The 17,374-nt window shown below is 27.1% G+C and carries 6 protein-coding genes and 1 pseudogene; all 7 read right to left on the reverse strand.

The window, feature by feature from the left end; genetic code table 11:
- Window positions 1-11: 11 nt before the first annotated feature.
- A complete protein-coding gene (gene addA / locus Q3304_RS01815) occupies window positions 12-3,836 on the reverse strand; it encodes a helicase-exonuclease AddAB subunit AddA (protein WP_407813287.1) in 3,825 nt (1,274 codons plus the stop codon).
- Entirely contained in the window at window positions 3,836-7,303 is a 3,468-nt protein-coding gene (gene addB, locus Q3304_RS01820; protein ID WP_407813286.1) for a helicase-exonuclease AddAB subunit AddB, read from the reverse strand. Before addB ends, addA begins: the two co-directional genes overlap by 1 nt.
- Window positions 7,293-8,123: a PD-(D/E)XK nuclease family protein gene (locus Q3304_RS01825; protein ID WP_074179577.1), complete on the reverse strand. Its 831-nt coding sequence runs from the start codon at window positions 8,121-8,123 to the stop codon at window positions 7,293-7,295. Before Q3304_RS01825 ends, addB begins: the two co-directional genes overlap by 11 nt.
- A gap of 110 nt (window positions 8,124-8,233) precedes the next feature.
- Entirely contained in the window at window positions 8,234-10,459 is a 2,226-nt protein-coding gene (locus tag Q3304_RS01830) for an ATP-dependent helicase (protein WP_407813285.1), read from the reverse strand.
- Window positions 10,452-12,368, reverse strand: coding sequence for a hypothetical protein (locus tag Q3304_RS01835; protein WP_407813284.1), 1,917 nt, complete (start codon window positions 12,366-12,368; stop codon window positions 10,452-10,454). Before Q3304_RS01835 ends, Q3304_RS01830 begins: the two co-directional genes overlap by 8 nt.
- A gap of 247 nt (window positions 12,369-12,615) precedes the next feature.
- Window positions 12,616-14,634 (reverse strand): annotated as a pseudogene (locus Q3304_RS01840) (N-acetylmuramoyl-L-alanine amidase).
- Between the two features lie 459 nt (window positions 14,635-15,093).
- The gene (locus Q3304_RS01845) at window positions 15,094-17,115 is read right to left on the reverse strand and encodes an N-acetylmuramoyl-L-alanine amidase (protein WP_407813283.1); all 2,022 of its coding nucleotides are present in this window, start codon (window positions 17,113-17,115) and stop codon (window positions 15,094-15,096) included.
- Window positions 17,116-17,374: the final 259 nt, after the last annotated feature.

Consider the following 17,374-nt stretch of genomic DNA (forward strand, 5'->3'; position numbering starts at 1 on the left):
ATATAAAAAAACTAATAACAAACAGCTTCATCAACACCAAATAAATATATACATTTTTCTTTTACTGACTTCCCTGTTAAAGTTTCAATAACATCTGCATATAAATCTAATTGTTTTTTATATTTCTCTATTATTTGATTTATATTTTCTTCATTTACAAAATCTGTTTTATAGTCAACTAAAACTATTTGATTATCTTCTTCAAAATAAGCATCAACTATACCTCTTAACATGACACTTTCTTTATCATAGAGTTTTTTATCATCATTTTTTATTAATTCTTCATAAATATAAATATCTTTCATATTCACTTGTGCATAAATGGATTTTTCTCTATTTATAAGTTCAGCATTCAGCATCCTTTTGCCTATATTTGAAGCAAAAAATTTATATATTTTATATGGATTTACTATACTAGCCTGTTTTTCTGTTATTACACCTTTTGAAATAAAGCCTTGTATTTGTGACTTTATATCATTTACACTATTTACTTTTTTTAAGTCTAAAACTTCCATAACCAAATGGACTATAGTACCTCTTTCTGCTCCATTAATCTTTTCTCTTTCTTCATCATTTTGAATGAATAGAGGTTTTTTTAGTGTTACTTTTTGTTCAAATATAGTATTTATTAACTCTTCCTCATAGTTGTTTTGTATTTTTTTTATTTCTGTAACAGATATACTAGCAGGTTTTCTTGTGCTAAACTCATATGGATATACATAATTTAATTTTCCTTCTATTTCAGTATAATAATTGCTATCAGGATTATCTACATCTATCTTTTCAAGGATTTCTTCAATACTTTCATTTTCTTCATTAGTCTTTCTTTCTATTAAGACATCATTCTTATTCCATAGTCTTCCATACCATTTTGAATTATGGTCAACATTAAAGACTGCATCTAAACCTACATCTTCCAATAAATTAGATAAGTCTTTATGCTTTAATACACAAGGCATTATCCAATCCAGAAAATTTTTACCTTTTAGTATCTCATATTGTGATATTGTATCCATACCTTCAATTCCATTTGCCCATCGTTTTATACTATCTTGTACATTTCTAGTAGAACCTGTTATAATCAATTTTTCTTTTGCTCTTGTAAATGCAACATATAAAACTCTCATCTCTTCTGATAGATTTTCTATATTTATTTTACTTTTTAATGCTTCCTTGGCTATACTTGGAAAAGATATTCTTCTTTCATAATCCACAAACTGAGGTCCATACCCTAAATTATGATGATATAAGATACTCTTTTTAAAATCTTGAGTATTGAAGTTTTTACCCATCGCAGAACATATAACTACTGGAAATTCTAATCCTTTACTTTTATGAATACTCATTATCCTAACAACATTTGCATTTTCTCCAAGTGTCTTTGCACTTCCCATATCAGAACTAGATTTTTTTAATTTCTCTATAAAATTTACAAAGTTGAATATTCCCTTAAAACTAGTCTCTTCAAATTGTTTTGCTCTCTCAAACAATACTTTTAAATTAGCTTGTCTTTGACTTCCACCTGGTAATGCCCCAACATAAGCATAATATCCAGTCTTTGTATACAAATACCAGATAAATTCGTCAGTACTCATGTACATTGATTTTTCTTTAAAGTCTCTTAATTTAACGAAAAAATCCTTGCTTTTACTTATACATTCTTTACTTGGTATAAACTCAGACTTATTTTCATTTTGAGAATCTATAAAATCATCATACTCTGATGTACTTTCTAAAACTTCATAAAAAGTCTTATCTTTATTCTGAATTCTAATATCAATCAAATCCTCTGGTGTAAATCCAAATATAGGAGATTTTAATACAGATATAAGTGGTATATCTTGTATTGGATTATCTATTATCTGAAGTAATGATAATATAGTTTTTATTTCAATGGTATCAAAATATCCCACTCCAACATCAGCATATGTTGGTATATCCATATTCATCAATTCATCTGCAAACACTGGAGCCCATGCTGATGTAGCTCTTAAAAGAATCACTATATCTCTAAACTCCACAGGTCTATATTCGTCAATTCCCTTGTCGTAGATTTTTTGGATTTTTCCTTCTTCATTAGCTCTCATTAAATCTTTAATAATCTTTCCAACCATTCTGGCCTCAAGTTGTATATTATCTAATTTTTCTTCTTCTAATTCATTGTCTTCATTATTATCACTATCATTTTTATTGTTTATAGTATCATCATCAAGTTTATTATCTTTTTGTATAAGATGTACTTCTGTTGCTCCGCCAATAATAGATGCTTCATCTGTATCCAATTTAAAATCAGCCCCCAAATTGAGCCTTTCTTTTTCTGTATATTCAATTTCTCCTATATTTTCATTCATTATATTTTCAAATATATAATTTACAGCATCTACAACTTCTTCCCTACTTCTAAAGTTTTTATAAAGCATTATTTTTCTATGAGAAGTTCCCTTTTTATCATTATAGTTACTGTATTTTTGTAAAAATAATTCTGGCTTTGCTTGTCTAAATCTATATATACTCTGCTTTACATCTCCAACCATAAACCTATTTGGTGTTTCTGTGTTAGCCACAGCTTTAAGCAACACTTCCTGTACTAGATTACTATCTTGATATTCATCTATAAATATCTCATAGAACTTCTTTCTATATCCCATTGCTATATCAGAAGGTACAATATTGCCTTCTTCATCCATATTGATTAGTATATTTAAGGCAAAATGCTCTATATCATTAAAGTCTATTATTCCTTTTTCACTTTTCTTATTACTATATTCCTCTTCAAATCTCAGTACAATATTAGATATAGGCTTGACTATATTATAAAGATATTTTATTTCTTCTTTAATAGAGTCATTATCTTTATTAAATGTAGCATTTACTATACTTTCTAAAGACTTCTTAGCCTTATCTCTCATAGCCTTTGCTTTTTCTTTTGATTCTTTTATATATGAAGGAGCATCTTTTGGTATCCTTTTTACTCCTTTTACATAGTTTTCAAAAGACATAGCTGCCATCTTTTTATATGCTTCATTCCAGGACTTATTACACGCTTCTGAAATACCTACTATTTTTTTATACTCAATAGCTAACTTTTCTGAAAAGGTTTCTAATTCTGCTATTGATTCAACTTCTTTTAATGCCTTTTCCATATTTAAACAAAGACCATTAATTTCTATTTTTACAGTATCTAATATAGCTCTAGCCCAAATAGATTGTGAAAAATCAAAGTCTTCATCAATATTAAATCTCTCTGCTGAATCAAGCAACCATTTTTTAGGTTTAGGAGAAGCCATTGCAAATGAATATATTCCTAAAATAATATCCTGTACTTCCTTGTCTCCTCCTCTTTCTGCATAACTTTCAACTAAATTTAAAAATCCCTCATTTCTTTCTTCATACAAGGTTTCAAATACATCTTCTATTGCCTCTTGTTTCAAAATAGCACATTCAGTTTGGTCTCCTATTCTGAAATTTGGGTCTAAATTTATTCTATGAAAGTTTGATTTTATAACATCCAAACAAAATGAGTGTATTGTTGTAATGCTAGATTTATTTAATAGAACCAGTTGATTTTGTAAATGTTTATTTTCTGGATTTTCATCTAGTGATTTTCCTATAGCATCACCTATTCTCTCTCTCATCTCTGATGCAGCAGCATTAGTAAATGTAACAACTAATAACTTATCTATATCGATTGGATTTTCCCTACTTGTTATCATTTGAATTATACGCTCAACTAGCACTGCTGTTTTTCCTGACCCAGCAGCTGCTGCAACCAATAAATTGCAATCTCTACTTTCTATGACTTCTAATTGCTCTTTTGTCCATTTAGGAGAACTCACTAATTAACATCTCCTTTCATCAGTTTTATTATTTCTTCATTGCTCTTATTATTTAAATTTTTATATTTATTATCTTTCATAGTTGAATCAAATTGGCATATAGCTGAATAATCACAAAAATCACATGATGTTCCATCTTTGTGTTTATATGGAGCTATACAGATTTCTCCACTTAACATATCTTCACATAAATCCTTTATAGCATGTTTTACATAATTTCTAAGTAATTTAAACTCCTCATAAGTTACTGTTGATGTGCTTTTGCCTACATTTCCATCCTTTGTAAGACCTACTGGTATTACTAAAGAGTTTTTTCTTTCTCCATCTATTAATGATTTATCCATTTCTTTTATTATATGAGAATCTTTTATTACAAGACCCTTCATTCTAAGTTCTTTTAGTATTGCTTCTTGTATTTCTTCATCATCTTTGTCTTCATTAAACTTTGCTATTGGGTTGTTTATTCTACAATATAATATTGCGGCTGGATTTATATTTACATCTTCACCTTTTACACTTTCAAGGATTGCATCTAAATACACAAGTAATTGTAATTGTAGACCATAGTATATTTCTGTCAAACTTATGGATTTATTGCCTGATTTATAATCTACTATTCTTATATATTTATTTTCCCCTTCTTTAAATTCGTCAACTCTATCTATTTGTCCAATTAAATTTACTTCTTCTCCATTGTCTAATACTATTTTTATAGGAGGATATTTTCCTTCTCTTCCAAAATTAACTTCATAATCTATTGGTTCAAATGAACCTTGTTTTATTTGTTGACTAATTATATTTACAGCAGTTGTCAGCATATTTTTTAATCTATATGCAAGGTATTTATACCTTTCAGAACTATTTAATATATATCCTGGTATCTTTGAAATTATTTCGTCAACTATTATATCTATCTTTAATTCTATATATTTTTCATCAATATCTCTCCAAGATAAATTATCTTGTGAAAGCTCCTTTGAAAATCTATCTAAAATATTGTGAATGAAAGTTCCTAAATCTGGTGGTGTAAATGAATATTCTTTACGTTTCCTAGCCTTTAGCCCATACTGTATAAAATAAGCAAATGGGCACTCTGCATATTTTTCAAGCCTAGATACACTAAGAGAATTACTTTTATATAACGACCTTATCTTTTTTTCTTCAATCTTATGGACTTGATTGGTATAACTAAGGCCTTTTATAACTTTCTTTGTTATCGAACTATACATTTCATCCTTTAGATAGTATCTATATATATCTAGCCAAATACTATTAATATCTTCTTTATTGTAACTATCATTATCATAATTTTTTATTACATTTATAAGTTCATTAAATGTAGGTGATTTAACAGTTATTTTTTTAAGTATATCTTCATCATTTTGCTTATCTTCTTCTACTAAATAACTTTTGTTGTCTATATTTGGAAATATCTTTTTAAGTCTTGATATAATTATTGATGGTCTAAGAGTTTTACCTTCATGGTCAGATATAGGATATGTTATGATTAAATTCTCAGATGTAGAAGTAAGAGCCTTATATACTAGAAACTGTTCCTCAAAACTTCTAGTTTTACTATCAATGTCAACTTCAATTCCTTTACTTCCAAGATTTTCTCTATCATTATCACTTAATATCCCACTATCTTTTGTAATTAGAGGAAATATACCATCAGTAGTTCCAATTAGATATAAATACTTAGTATTTGGATTTTTCATTCTATCCACACTACTTACAAGTACTTGGTCTATACTAGGAGGAACTAATCCTAATTCGTATTCATCAAAACCTAAAGTTATTAGCTTTATAAATTTTTCTAAAGAAATTATTTCGTCACCCATAAGCTCAACCATTTGGTCTAGTACATCCACTACTATATCCCAAACTTGTGAGTATTGATTGGCAACATCAAGTTCTCCTTTATCTTTAAAATTTACTATTAAACTTTCTATAGTTTCTGGCATATTTATATCCAGTAAAAATTCATATATATACTTACATATTTCTTTTACCCTATTTTTCCCTTTTAGTTTTTCTTGTAAAGTAACTATTGGCTCTAGTACTCTATTTTTTATTTCATTTATTTTATCTTTTAATTCTAGTTCAAAGTCACTTTCTTCACTAGAAAGACTCTGTGTTATTCTATAATCCCATTTTTCATCAAACCATTTCTTACCTTTTATTCCATTAGCTAGCACATAGTTTTCTAGTAAATTTATATCATTATTATCAATTCCTATAAGTCCGCTTTTTAAATATCTAAACATGGTCTCATATCCATATCGTCTATGCTTCATTTCTAAGGCTGAAATAATTAAAATAACTATCGGGTTACTTTTTGCTTCTCTCTTCTTATCTATAAAATTTGGTATATTATATTCATTAAATATAGAGTGTACTAAAAAATCATATCTATTTAAATCTCTTGTGGCTATAGTTATATCTCTATATCTAACATTCTTATCTCTAACTAAATGTACAATTTCTTTAGCTATTTCTTCTACCTCTGAATATAAATTATTAAACTCTTTTATCTTTATATTTTCAGTTGGATTTAAATATGTTTTATATGGATAAGCATTATAAAATCTTTCTAAGTGTTGTAATTCTTTGATTTCTTCAAATCTTTTTATAACACCTGTATTCAAATTTACTTGTGGAAGTATTTTTATCCCCTCTTCATTACACAATTGAGTTAACTTTGAATAAGTAAATTTAGTTCTAGAAAATACATCTGCTTTACTATATCCAATATAATTAATGTCATCTACAGTTAAAGAAATACTGACATTTTTAGCTTTATTTAATATGCTCTTTATCACATTGTACTGATTTGGTGTAAAACCTGTAAATTCATCTATATAAACACAAGCTCCATCTAAATAACTGCTTAATTCTATCCTATTTGCCAATGAGGTTAACATATCTTGAGCATCTACATAATTTTCATGTAATTTTCCTTCAAAAGAATTATATATTTTACTTATATCTTTTAATTTTAGGCTTAAAGTCTCATTATCTAATTCTCCTGATATATTTTCTAACATTTCAGGACTTATATTGTACTGTTTCATTTCCGATATCATATCTGTAATTGAACTTACAAAACCAGATTGTGACTTTGACTTTGAAAATACATTTAATTCTTCACTTACATCTTCAATCGCTCTATATACCATCATTGCTTTTCCACTAGAATTTATATTTACATCTGTTAATCCTCCTGCTTGAGAAAAAACTATATTACTTAGTGTTTTGAAACTAAGCACTCTAACTCTTAGATACTTATCTTTTTCTTTTCCTAAAAATAGTTTACTTACTCTATTTTCAGCCTCAAATGTGTATTGTTCTGGAACTAAAAGTATAATTGATGTTATTTCATTTCTTTGAGCTTCTCTTTTAATTTCATCTAGCATATAAGTAGATTTTCCACTTCCACCTCTACCTAATATAAACCTAAGTCCCATAAATTTCCGCCTCCAAAATACTATAATCTATTTCTTTATCATTGCATAATTTATTGAATTCGCAATACTTGCAATGGTTCTTATTTCTATAGCACATACGTTCTTCTTTATTATATACCTTTTCTATATCATTGTATAGATTGTCTTCGTATGTATGTTCTTCATAATTAGTATTCTTTATCATATTTATATAAGTTTGAATTTTATTTTTATTTGTTTCATGCTTTTCTTCATCATATGAAATGATGATTGGTAAATCATCAAATTCAGGTTGATAGTATTTCATATTTATATCTTTAACATTTATGTCCATTTTTAAAACTTTTGGGATTACTTCTTTTGCTAAAAACATATAAACAATTGTTTGTATTCTATTTTCTACATTTTTATAGTCAATCTTTCTAGACTCAGTTTTCCAATCCCATATCTCTATCTCATCTTTTCCAACTACAACTAAATCATACTTTGCCTGTAGTGTATCTCCTCTTAAAGTCATCCTTACTTCATACTCTGGTAGATATATTTTATCTTCTTTAATAGGGACAACTTTTTTTATATTTTCAATCCATTTTAAAAATTTTTTGCCATTTTTATCTTCATCATTAAAATAGATTCCAAGGGGTATATTACTAAAATACCTTTCGCAAATTAAATGAAAATCTCTTCCTGTTTTTAAGCTTTCATAATACTCTCTACTACCAATATCATCATTTTTCCAATTTATTCTATCAATATATTTATATTTAAACTTCAATGGACATGATTTATATGTGTTAATTGAATTTTGACTATAAGAAAAATATTTTAATTTATCATTCACTCATATCACTTCTCTCTTAACTTTATTTTTAATAGCTATTTGCTACTATCTATTGTTTTAACTTTTTCAATCAATATTTTAAACAATATATCAATCAAATTTATTATATATTAACAGTTATTCAACCTCTTTTCACTAATATGTCGGTTCAATCTGTTTAAATATATACTTGGTTTTTGCTCTTTTCTTTTATTCCCTATATCATTTTCATCTCTATAAGCACTTCCTGAAAGTATTAACATTTCCTTTGCTCTAGTGATTCCTACATATAAAAGCCTAATTTTTTCATTTATAGAATCAATCTTAGTTTTATGAGCATAGTCAGTTGAGATACTTCCTTTTAATATAGCCTCGATTTCTGATTTAATAATTGCCATAGGATTTTTGTATTTTTCTTTTAAATACCATTTATCACTCTGAAATTTTTGATTGATATTGTCAGGGAAATTATATTCAATAAGACCTAATAAAAACACACAATCCCACTCCATGCCCTTTGATTTATGATAGTTACATAATGTTATACTTCCAGGTTCTGGTTCATATCCATTTATTTCATATACTACATCTATTATGTGATTGAACACCTTATTTTTTACATCAAACAATAAATTATATACATCTTCTAAATCCATATGTATATTTTCTGATACTAGATACTTTATATAAAAAGATATATAATCAAGTATAGCCTTATCTTCTTTTTCTAAATTAAGTTTTTTCCCAATAAATAAAACTAATAGGTCTAACCTTATTACTGGATATTCTAATATATGTTTTATAATATCTATTCCTCTTTTGAAACTTATATATATATCACTTTCTTCATTAATTTCGATTAAATCAGTCTCTATCTTACTAAATTCAAAATTGTAGATAATTTCTTCTGTTGAATAATTTTTTATTACTTCTAAGAAAGTTTTTTTCTCTGCTTCATTATCAGTATTTATAAAAACCTTATCAAGTACATCTATTAACTTTTCTATATCATCACAATGTAGCATAAAATCAATAATAGATGCTATGTTGTTTATAATTTTCCTCTTACTCATGGAATTTGGACCTAATTCTTCAAAAGATAGATTGTATTCTCTAAGCTCTTTAGCAACTTGTGTAACTTGCTCATTAAATGGAACTAATATACCTATACTCTTATCTGGGTATTTATTTTTTATCCCTTTAACATATTTGGCAGTTTGCTCTATTTCATTTTTCCAGCTTTTATACCACTTTACATTTATATTGTAATGTTCTGGGCTAGGATTTTCTTTATAACCCATTCCATTTGGAACAGTCTTTATTTGCATGTCTTCAAGAGCATGTCTACATTCTTCCTGTTTAAATTCCTTTGTAACATAATCTACAAGAGTATTTGCTAAATTAAGTATATCTTCTGAACTTCTATTTGACATATTCATCCTATAACAGAAATCTGAGTTATTTATAAATTCTTTAAAAAATCTAGGGTCTGATGATGAAAATGTACCTGTTATACTCTGATTTATATCCCCCACTCTAACTAAATTTTTGTTTTCACTAGATATAATTTTTATTATATTACCTTGAATTTCATTTGAATCTTGGCATTCATCTTCAAAAATATATTTGTACCTAACTTGAAATTTCTTTCTAAGTGATTCATCTAATGTCAAAGTTTTTTCTGCTAAAATTAATATGTCATCATAATCTAGTAATCCATTTTGCTTCAACTTCCTATCATATAATTTATATATTGGTAAAATAATTTTAAGCATTCCTTTGTGTCCTCTTGACAATATTTCCTCAAGTTTATCTGGAGAAATCCCCTTATACTTAAGCTCACTTATTGCGTTTACTGCAAATTCAAAAAAACCTCTTTCCCAAGCCTCAAGAGTTATTTCCTTCCAATGCTCATCTTTTTGCTCCTTTAGAAACCATCTAAAAGCTCTTTCTCCTCCTTCAAATCTAAATCTATTTATACATTCATTTAATATAATATTTTTTTGTAAATCATCAGCTATATTAAAATCCTCACTTAACATTACAACTTCTGGTTTTTCCTTTATTATCTTTACAGCCAAACTATGTATGGTCATTACTTCATATGAGCTAATATCATCTATTTTGTTCTCTTCAAGAATCTTTTTTATTCTACCTTTAAAATTATTTACAGCACTGTTCATATATGTAAGAACTAATATCTTGCCTCCTTTATGCCTTTGCTCAAGTAATAGCTTCGCTACTAAGTTTGTTATTATGAATGTTTTTCCTGCACCTGGTACTGCTGGTACTGCCATAGTACCAGCTTCATAATTTATTATCGGTATCTGATCTTCTCTATAATTTATATTAATCATAATTCTTATCTCCTTTATGTGAGATTTTTAAGAGTATACTATATAACATACTTTCTTGAATATATCCGTTAATAGTATACTCACTCTTATATGCATAAATTTTATTTGCATTTAGTAATAAATTATATACAGTATTGTATAGATAATATTTCTTATAATATTCTTCCATTTCATTTGTATAAACCTTTTTTTCATCAAAAGATTTTCTAAGTACAATTAAATTACTTATATCTTTTTCTATTTTCATATTCCAAGCATTGCTTCCTATATCTACCCATATTTGTATACTTCTATCTATATTTGATGATATATATGAATAAGGAGTAGTTATTACTATTTTATCTTTGGATTTCAACTCCTCTATATCAACAACAGAGTAATAATCGTTTATTGTAGTCTTTAAAGCTTCTATAAATATTTTTTCTTCTCTCATACCAAGTAAATTTATACTTTCACTAAAAGACTCACTTTCAGTTATTATCTTTTTACATAACCCGACGTTCTTTTTACCTTCTTTTAAACCTAGCATTTTATCTATATAGAACTGAATTAAAAATTCATGTATTTTTATATCACTTTTCTTCTTATCTTCAATATACTGTAAAATATCACAGTACTGACTATATCCATCTATATCATCAATACTTGAATTTCTTGTTTCATTGAAAAGTTTAAATGCTTTTATCCGATTTATTTCTAAAAGAGTTTCTAAAAAGCTTAAATATTCATCCTCTTTTATAAAATCTAAATACCCATAAAATATGCAAGTAGCCACTACAAGGGCATTTCCATAAGGATAATCTATTGCTTTTTTGTCTTTTTTAGTATTAAAAACATCTATGTTTTTTTCTATCAAAGAATCCCTAATTTGATACTCTAATATAGTATTATTTATAGGAGATATAATTGCTATATCTCTTGGAGATATCCCACTTTCTATAAGATATATAATTTTATTACTTATTAAATCTAACATTTCATTGTACAGTTGGCTTGATTGATTCAATTCTACTTTTGCATTTAATAAATATAAATCCTCTATTTTAATACTCTTCTTCTTAATCTTATCTTTTTCTTGTGAGTCAATTTTTGATATTATCTTTTCATTTATATAGTCTATATCTATATTGTTAAATACAGAATAATCCTTGCTATAGTCAATATATATATAACTTTCTAATACATTGTCTAATGCTTTTGCAATAAAATCAACTTCTACATTACTTGAACTTTCAAGGCTATCCACTATTATATATCTTACTTCTTTAAATAAGTTTTTTATATAAAAATCATCAGTAAGCAGATATTGATTATATAGATATACACTTAACGCATTATCCAAAATTGAATTTGATAGTAATGAATTTATATAATACGATATAATTTCATCCATCTGAGTGTATGAAAATCTGTATATGCTGTCTCTATTTTTCTTTGATGAATATATTTTTTCTCCTATAGAATCAAAGTCAGTTAAATTGAATGCTGCTTTGTTTATATTAGTCATTATACTATTTGCTATTGATTTATTTGTTCCTGTAATATCTTCAAAGTAACCTTCTTGTATCCTTTTTTCCTTAATTTTCTGTACTATTAAATATTCACTTAAGCTGTTTGATATAAATGTTGGAGATACAGTTTTTTTATTTATTTCATTACATTTTTCTATTATAAGTGGCCAATACTTCAATAATTCTTTTTTTACAAAACCTATATATGTTGTTATTTTCAACTCTTCACTGTAATCTAAATTTAAAAACCTTTCATATCTTATTTTTGTATTATTATTTGGAACTAATAGTATGATGCTTCTTGAATTATTATAGTTTTTTTCTAATATTTCTCTGTATTTATTTAAAGGTTCATATCTATATTCTTTTAAACCACTCTTTTCAAGTAAATACTCCACATAATCACCTTCCTCAATTAAATTAAGTGTATATTATCTAATTATATCATATTGTGTATTTTACAAAATACAATCAAATTATTGCATTTAACTACAAAAAAGACTATATATACAGAGTCTTGCATTCATATATGCAACAATGTATATACAGTCTTTGATATTGATACACTTATATTTCATTTTATGGCTTTAATGTAAATTTACAATTATAAATTTATATTAAACTTTCAAATATTTTTACTTACAATTACTTTAATGACTCTTCTATTCCCTTAGCTATTTGTGTTCCCATTTCTTTTACTTTTGCTGGAGAGTTTATTAAACTCATGTCACTAGCATTATCCAAAAATGCACATTCTACAAGTACAGCTGGCACATTATTAGTTCTTAAAACATATAAATAGTCTTTTACAGGGTTATCGTCTAGAGTTCTTATTTTTATACCTCTATTAGTAAGTTTAAATTTCTCTAAAATCCTATTTAATATATTTGTAGCTACAGTCTTAGTAGTTCCTCCATTTTTATCTTTAAGTTTATAAAATACTTCTACTCCATGACCTTTTCTATTATTATCACCATTGTAATGTATACTTGTAAATAAGTCTGGTTTAAGTGAGTTAGATAAAGCAGTTCTACTTCCAAGTGATACAGTTTTATCTGCATCTCTAGTCATAATTACATTTATACCTTTTGAACGTAAGTATTCAGTAGTTGCAAGTGAAGTATTTAAATTGTAATCTTTTTCAATCATTCCTCCAAATGAATTTCCAGGTGCTGAACCACCATGTCCTGGGTCAATCATAACTGTCTTAGCACCAGTATTATTTCCTGGGTCTGTTGGAGTTGTATTATGTTTAGATAGTGATGCTGCTATAGAATTCATTACCTTCGAAGTCAATCCTCCGCCTATTTTATATACCTTATTAGCTGATTTAGCTTCTAAATTAGCTTTATGGTATGCAGACACATACGTCTTTGGCGTTATAAGAATTGGTGATTTTAAGCTAGCAGCTAATGGACCTGCTGCTAAAGCATCAACAAGTTCATCTGATTTAGCTACTAACACAGCTTCTCATTCATCCTCTGTATAGAATTTCTTTATTACATTTGCATTTGTTTCATGTCTATCTGCACCAGATACTCTATTATTAGTAACATTATCCTTCGTTATATCATTTACTTTATTAATTACATTTGTTGATATCATTTGAGGACCACCTATAAAATAAGCACTTTGTAAATCCTCACTCTCTAGCCATTGATATGTATTATTTGTAATACTATCTTTGTCAGCCACTATAATTGGTTGTTTATCTTGACCTGCTTTTGCTGCTATAGTAAGTGCATCTATTTCTCCACCATCCTTACCATTTGTTATATATACTTTATCTACATCATGATTTTTATCTATTTCTTTTGCTATCAATAGAGATGTCTCGTATCTATTAGAGCCATTTAGACGTGTTTGATTAGCATTTGCAGCCGATTTAATTTGATTAGCACTAGTTTTAGAAACGGAGTTTTCATCTCCAATTATAATTACATCTTTAGGATTTAGACGTTTTAACTCTGATTTTACACTATCTGGCACATTATTTTTTTCAACCAAAAGTATAGGTGCATTATATGTAGTTGCTAATGGAGTTGATATAATACCATCAATACTTACATCTCCATTTATTATAATTACCTTATCTGAACCATTTTTCCAGCCTTCTTTACTTATTTTAACTGCTGTTTCATATCTATCACTTCCTGTAAGCTCTGTGATAGGTGCAGAAGTTTTTCTCAAGTATTTACTTACATCTTTTCTTGAAGTTATGTCTTCAATTATACATTCTTGTGTTACATTATAGTCTTTTAAATTTAGTCCCATCTTTTCCAGGTCTTGTTTGTTTAAAGTCTTCGGATTATTTTCACTGTTTATTGTTATACCTTGTAACTCCCAAACATTTTGATATTCTGGGTCTTTATTATAATTGATAGTCCCTTCATATACCCCAGTTGATTTATTGTAATTTATAGTCGTATCTAATGGCATATCATAACACTTATATGTTAATGTAATACTATCTGCATCTGGCTTTTCTTTAAATTTAACACTAACTTTTGATGTACTACCTAAAACTATACTTTTTTTCTCTAAATTTATACTTAAATCTGCATTATTTTCCATAGCACTAGATTCAGTGGCAAATGCCATTGTCGGTGCAACAATTGCCATTGAAAGAATTCCTGTTGTTAATAATTTTGTATTTCTTTTCATATCAATCTCCTTATTTAAAATAAATTTCTAATTTAATCTTCTTAATTTTTTAATATGTCAAAGTGTATCTTCCCAAATTATAAATAATTTATAAATAAATTATAAAAATAAAATAATAAAAAAATAAACGTATTAGATACATTTATTTATCTTCACTATATCACTTATTACAATAAAAATCCATAAAAAACAAATAATAACACAGAATACCTTAATTTTCATCGTATTTTATAGGCAAATATCACCATTTTTAATAGCTAATAATATTCTTGGTCTATATGAATATTTTTATATTATACTTAACTACAAAAGGCTATATATACACTATTTTGCACTTATATGCAACAGTATATATATAGCCTTTCTTACTAATACAATTATATTTTATTTTGTAGACTTAGTCTAAGTTTAATACAATAATTTATTTTATATTAAGACCTTTAATTATTCTCATTTAGACTATTTTAGTGACTCTTCTATACCTTTACCAATTTGTGTACCCATTTCCTTTACTTTGCTTGATGTATTCAATAAACTCATATCTTTTTCATTATCTAAAAACGCACATTCTACAAGTACTGCTGGCATGTCATTTGTTCTTAAAACATATAAATAATCTTTTGTTGCATCAGTTGATAGTGCTCTCGTCTTAGCACCTCTGTTTTTTAAATTGAACTTTTCTAAAATTCTATTTAATATATTTGTAGCTAAAGTTTTGGTAGTTCCACCATTTTTATCTTCAAGTTTATAAAATACTTCCACACCATTTCCAGTTGTATCAGACGCATTATAGTGTATACTTGTAAATAAATCTGGTCTTAAAGAATTAGATAAAGCAGTTCTATTTCCAAGTGATAGAGTTTTATCTGTGTCTCTAGTCATAATTACATTTATACCTTTTGAACGTAAATATTCAGTAGTTGCAAGTGAAGTATTTAAAGTATAATCTTTTTCTTTAATACCTCCTAATGGTTTTCCTGTTGTTCCACTATCCGAACCACCATGTCCTGGGTCAATCATAACTGTCTTAGCACCAGTATTATTATCTGGGTCTGTTGGAGTAGTATTGTGCTTAGATAATGATGCCGCTATAGAGTTCATTACATTGGAAGTCAATCCACCACCTATTTTATATACCTTATTAGCTGATTTGGCCTCTAAATTCTCTTTATGATATGCAGACACATACGTTTTTGGTGTTATAAGTATTGGTGATTTTAAGTTAGCAGCCAATGGACCTGCTGCTAAAGCATCAACAAGTACATCCGATTTAGCTACTAACACAGCTTCTAATTCATCCTCTGTATAGAATTTCTTTATTACATTTGCATTTGTTTCATGTCTATCTGCCCCATATACTCTATTATTAGTAACACTATCCTTAGTTATATCATTTATTTTATTGATGACATTTGTTGATATCATTTGAGGACCACCTATAAAATAAGCACTTTGTAAGTCCTCACTCTCCAACCATTTGTATGTATTATTTGTAATACTATCTTTATCAGTTAATATAATCGGTTGCTCATCTTGACCTGCTTTTGCTGCTATAGTGAGTGCATCCACTTCTCCACCAGTAGCATTCGTTATGTACACTTTATCTACATCGTGATTTTTATCTATTTCTTTTGCTATCAATAAAGATGTCTCATATCTATTAGAGCCACTTAGACGTGTTTGACTAGCATTTACAGCTGTTTTTATCTGATTAGAACTAGTTTTAGAAATGGAGTTTTCATCTCCAATTATAATTACATCTTTAGGATTTAGACGTTTTAATTCTGATTTTACACTATCTGGCACATTATTTTTTTCAACCAAAAGTATAGGTGCATTATACGTAGTCGCTAATGGAGTTGATATAATCCCATCAATACTTACATCTCCACTTATTATAATTACCTTATCTGAACCATTTTTCCAGCCTTCTTTACTTATTTTAACTGCTGTTTCATATCTATCACTTCCTGTAAGTTCTGTGATAGGTGCAGAAGTTTTTCTCAAGTATTTACTTACATCTTTTCTCGAAGTTATGTCTTCAATTATACATTCTTGTGTTACATTATAGTCTTTTAAATTTAGTTCCATCTTTTCCAGGTCTTGTTTGTTTAAAGTCTTCGGATTATTTTCACTGTTTATTATTATACCTTGTAATTCCCAAACATTTTGATATTCTGGGTCTTTATTATAATTGATAGTCCCTTCATATGCTCCAGTTGATTTATTGTAATTTATAGTCGTATCTAATGGCATGTCATAACATTTATATTTTAATGTAATACTGTCTGCATCTGGCTTTTCTTTAAATTTAACACTAACTTTTGATGTACTACCTAAAACTATACTTTTTTTCTCTAAGCTTATATTTAAATCTGCATTATTTTCCATAGCACTAGATTCAGTGGCAAATGCCATTGTCGGTGCAACAATTGCCATTGAAAGAATTCCTGTTGTTAATAACTTCGCATTTCTTCTCATATTAATTTATTAATCTCCTTACTTAATATAAATTTCTATTTTGTTTTATAGATTTAAATTTAAAAAATATATCAAAGTGTATCTACCCAAAATTATAAATAATTATATAAAAAACAAACTTATAAAACACAAAAAATAAAAAAATTAAATATATCTAATATATTTAATTATATCCACTATATCATTTATTGCCAAAAAAATCTATAAAAGACAAATAAAAACATATAATAATTGTAGTTTTATTAAATTTTATACAACA

It is taken from the genome of Clostridioides sp. GD02377 (assembly GCF_045899875.1).
GTDB classification, from domain to species: Bacteria; Bacillota; Clostridia; order Peptostreptococcales; family Peptostreptococcaceae; genus Clostridioides; species Clostridioides difficile_A.